General features: G+C 59.9%; 5 protein-coding genes. All 5 read right to left on the bottom strand.

Features of this window, described 5'->3' with window-relative positions:
• Positions 1–109: 109 nt before the first annotated feature.
• A complete protein-coding gene (locus JCM12296_RS46600) occupies positions 110–298 on the bottom strand; it encodes a hypothetical protein (RefSeq protein ID WP_246805240.1) in 189 nt (62 codons plus the stop codon).
• On the bottom strand, positions 295–1,209 hold the full coding sequence (locus tag JCM12296_RS32835) for a response regulator (protein ID WP_246805241.1): 915 nt from the start codon (positions 1,207–1,209) through the stop codon (positions 295–297). The genes JCM12296_RS46600 and JCM12296_RS32835 overlap by 4 nt, the downstream gene beginning before the upstream one ends.
• Positions 1,206–1,400: a hypothetical protein gene (locus tag JCM12296_RS32840; RefSeq protein ID WP_054701986.1), complete on the bottom strand. Its 195-nt coding sequence runs from the start codon at positions 1,398–1,400 to the stop codon at positions 1,206–1,208. Before JCM12296_RS32840 ends, JCM12296_RS32835 begins: the two co-directional genes overlap by 4 nt.
• A 163-nt stretch (positions 1,401–1,563) precedes the next feature.
• A complete protein-coding gene (locus JCM12296_RS32845) occupies positions 1,564–3,126 on the bottom strand; it encodes a response regulator (protein WP_157068127.1) in 1,563 nt (520 codons plus the stop codon).
• 83 nt (positions 3,127–3,209) lie between these two features.
• The coding region (locus JCM12296_RS32850; RefSeq protein ID WP_218188411.1) for a histidine kinase dimerization/phospho-acceptor domain-containing protein at positions 3,210–4,256 on the bottom strand (1,047 nt) is incomplete at its 5' end.

Genomic DNA, 4,256 nt, shown 5'->3' on the forward strand with positions numbered 1-4,256 from the left:
AGGATAAGCGGATCGGTATGGCCTCCCTTTGCCTGGGCGGTGGTGAAGCGGTGGCATGGTGGTCAAGCGATAGTATCGCATTTAAACGCGATAGTCTTTCTTTTTGCGATCAAGCCGACAACAACGCCCGCTCCTCCTCGAAGTCAGCGTGTTCGAGGGCGATTTTCTTGAACGCGTCTGCCAGCTTTAGGAAGGCGTCCACAACATCCGGATCAAAATGGCTTCCGCGCTCTTCCAGGATGATGGCCACCGCCGTATCATGGGGGTAAGGCGGCTTGTAGATCCGTTTGCTGATCAAGCGTCATAAACGTCGGCCACCGCCATGAGCCGACCGGAAATGGGAATTTCCTCGCCTTTGAGGCCCCGCGGGTAGCCGGTACCGTCCCACTTTTCCTGGTGGGTGTAGGCGATTTCGCGGGCCATGGAGAGAAACGAATCCCCCCCCAGCATTTTTTCGGAAATCAGAAGCATGTCCCGGCCGTAGGTGGTGTGCCGCTTCATCGTCTCGAATTCCTCTTCGGTCAACTCGTCCGGCTTTAACAGAATATTGTCCCGGACGCCCACCTTGCCGATGTCGTGAAGGGGGGCGGACTTGACCAGCAACTCGATTGCCGTGTCGTTCAAGCGATCCCGGAACCGGGGGTGGTCTTTCAGGTGTTCGGCCAGGATCCGGATATACTCCTGGGTCCGCCGGATATGGCCCCCGGTTTCCGGGTCACGGTATTCCGCCAGGGTTCCCATGCTCTGGAGGGTCACCTCCTGGGTCAGGGCCAGTTGGCGAGTGCGCTCCCGCACCAGGTCCTCCAAATGGTCCCGGTAGCGTTTCAGTTCCAGCTGGTTCCGGACCCTCGCCTTGACCAGTGGCGGGCTGAACGGCTTGGTGATGTAATCCACCGCCCCCAGGGCAAGCCCGCGGGCTTCATCCTGCTCCTCGGACATGGCGGTGAGGAACACAATGGGGATCCCCCGGGTTTCGGGCGATGCTTTCAGGCGTCTGCAGACCTCGTAGCCATCCATTCCGGGCATCATGATGTCCAGGAGAATCAGGTCCGGCATCTTGTAGGCGATGGCCTTGAGGGCCGATTCACCGTCCATGGTCACCTGGAGATTGAAATCGCTTCCCAGCGCCTCCACCAGAATGTCGATGTTGGTTTCGGTGTCGTCCACGATCATTACGGTGCATGACGATATCTCATCCATGGGCTTCATCTGGAGTCTCCTTCATCAGACGTCAGCAGCGTATCGACGATTGCCGCCGCCTCATTGAAGCGGTACCTGGCGATGAGCCTGCCGAGGGTTTCGATTTCAGGGGGCACCGCACCCGGCCAGGCGAGCCCGTTGATTTCCGCCATGAGGGTTTTCAGTGGAATGGGCTCGCTTTTGAGAAGATGGACCCGCATTTCGCCCAGCAGCCGATCGAGGGCCGCCAGGGTGCCGCCGGCCGCCCCAGGCGCCTCGGCCTTTGCCTTAGGGCTGCCGCCGGTTCATCCTTAGGCAACCACGCCGCAAGCCCGTTGATCACCGTTGATAGCGCCGAATCGAATTGGCCGTGCTGCCGGGCGATCACCACCGGGTCTGCCTGGTCCAAAGCCTTTTCGAGGGCTCCGGCCGCCTCGTATAAGGCCGTCGCGCCGATATTGCCGGCAGTGCCTTCAGGGTGTGGAGCAGGCGCAGACCGGATGCGGGGACCGCCGACGCCAGGGCCGCGGCGATACGGTCAGCGATGGACTGGTTTTCCTGGTAAAACGTTCTCAACAGTTTTCGATAAAGGGCCTCGTTTCCGCTCGCCCGCGCAAGGCCGTCGGTGATATCGATACCCGCGGGCCCGTCACCCAGGCCCGCGGAAACGCTCCCCAAGGAGGAGGGCCCCGGATCGGCGCCCCGCTTTACCGGAACTATCCATTTCTGGAGGGCGGCGAAGAGGGCTTTGGGATCGATGGGTTTGGTGATGTGGTCGTCCATGCCCGCGGCCAGGCTTTTTTCACGGTCGCCATGCATGGCATGGGCGGTCATGGCCACAATGGGAACCGTGGGCGGCGTTCCGGTGGCGGGAGCGACATCCCCCCCCTGCCCCTCGGAAGCCCGGATGTGCCGGGTGGCTTCGAGTCCGTCCATGACCGGCATCTGGATGTCCATGAGCACCAAATCGTAGCGCTGCGCTTTGAGGACCTCGAGAGCGATCTTCCCGTTGATGGCGGTGTCCACCATCAAACCCATCTGCTCAAGCATTTCCGTGGCGACCTGGCGGTTGATGTCATTATCCTCGACCAAGAGGACACGGGCGCCCCGCATGAGATCGATACCGGCCGAAGGCATGCGGCCCCTGGAGGAACGGACCGGGGGTTGGCAAACCGCCTGTCCAAAGACCCGCATGATGGTGTTGAAGAGCACCGACGGGCTGGTCGGTTTCATGATGAAGCCGTCGAAATCTTCGATATCCCCCTGACCGAAGATCTCCTCACGGCGGCCGGCCGTCACCATGATAATGGCCGGCCGCTCCGATGGCGGCATCGTCTGCTTGATGCGGCGGGCAGCCTCAAGCCCGTCCATCCCCGGCATTTTCCAGTCCATGAGGACCAGACGGTAGGGCCGACGATCGGCCAAGGCGGGCTCGATCATGGCCAGCGCCGCTTCACCGGAATCGACGGTCGTTACGTCAAAGGCCATGGACCGGAGGTATTCTCTCAGGATCTCCCGAGACGTCGAGCTGTCGTCGACCACCAGCACCCGCATCCCCTTGAGGTCTCCGGCGGCGTGGGCGCGCGCTTCGCGGATTTTATCGCTGAGGCCAAAGCACGCCGTAAACCGGAAAATCGACCCTTTGTTGACTTCCGATTCCAGCTCGATCTCTCCGCCCATGAAGGCGATCAGGCGTTTGCTGATGGTCAGGCCCAGGCCCGTGCCCCCGTACTTCCGGGTGGTCGAGGAGTCGGCCTGGGTAAAGGGTTCAAAGAGCGCATCGGCTTGCTCAGGGGTCATGCCGATGCCGGTGTCCCGGACTTCGAACCGCAGGGTCGCGGCATCGGCGGCCTGCTGCGCGACATCTACCGACAGCACGACTTCCCCCGCGTGGGTGAACTTGACGGCATTTCCGAGAAGATTGATCAGGATCTGGCCCAGCCGCAAGGGGTCTCCCACCAGGTTTCGGGGGACGTCCGGCGAGACAGCGATCAATAGTTCCAGCCCTTTGTCGCGGCTTTTTTCGGATATCAGATCCGCAACGTCGTAGATGACATCCTCCAGAAAAACGCCTTCTGCTCGATCTCCAGCTTGCCGGCCTCGATCTTGGAAAAATCCAGAATGTCGTTGATGATCCTGAGCAGGGCATGGGTGGAGAGGTCGATTTTGCAGAGATAACCCGACTGCTTGGGACTGAGATCGGTCTGCATGACCAGATGGGTCATGCCGATGATGGCGTTCATGGGGGTGCGGATCTCGTGACTCATGTTGGCCAGGAATTCACTTTTGGCCCGATTGGCCGACTCGGCCTGTTCCTTGGCGATCGTCAGTTCGGCGGTGCGCGCCTTGACCTGCTCTTCGAGTTGCTCATGATGTCTTTGAAGCCCTTCCTCCGCCTGCTTACGGGGGGTGATATCGGTCAGAAACCCTTCGATGACCGACAGCTTGCCGGCCCTGTCCCGGACGGCGCGAACATTGAGCGAGGCCCAAATGACATTCCCGTCCTTTCGGCGCATGCGGGATTCGAAATTCGATATCGTATTTTCCTTCTCCAGCCGGCGTAACAGCTCTTTGCGCCGACCGGTATCGGCGTACAGCTGCTCGCCGATATCGGAAATACCGTTGATCAATTCATCGGGGCTGTCATACCCGAGCATACTGGCCAAGGATGGACTGGCACTGATAATTTGCCCCCCCGGCGTCGTCTGAAAAATACCTTCCACGGCGTTTTCAAAAATACCGCGATATTTGTCTTCGGCTTTCTTGCGTCTGGCCATTTCCGCGTTCAGGCTGCGATTCGTTTCCTCCAGCCCGTCGTAATAGGTCTTCAGGCTATGGATCATGGAATTGAAAGCCGATGCGAGCACGCCGACTTCATCGCGGCTCTCAAACGCGATCCGCTGATTCAGATCCCTGTGGGCGCTGATGGTCGACGCCTTGGCCGCGAGCCAGATAATCGGACGGGTAATATAGCGGGTCAACAAGAGTGAAAAGCCAACAATGGCCATAATCGAGATCAACGCCAAAATGCCCATCACTGTTTTTTGGGCCGTTACCCCAGCATAGGCCTCCGAGCC

The sequence above is a fragment of the Desulfosarcina cetonica JCM 12296 genome, assembly GCF_001311845.1.
GTDB classification, from domain to species: Bacteria; Desulfobacterota; Desulfobacteria; order Desulfobacterales; family Desulfosarcinaceae; genus Desulfosarcina; species Desulfosarcina cetonica.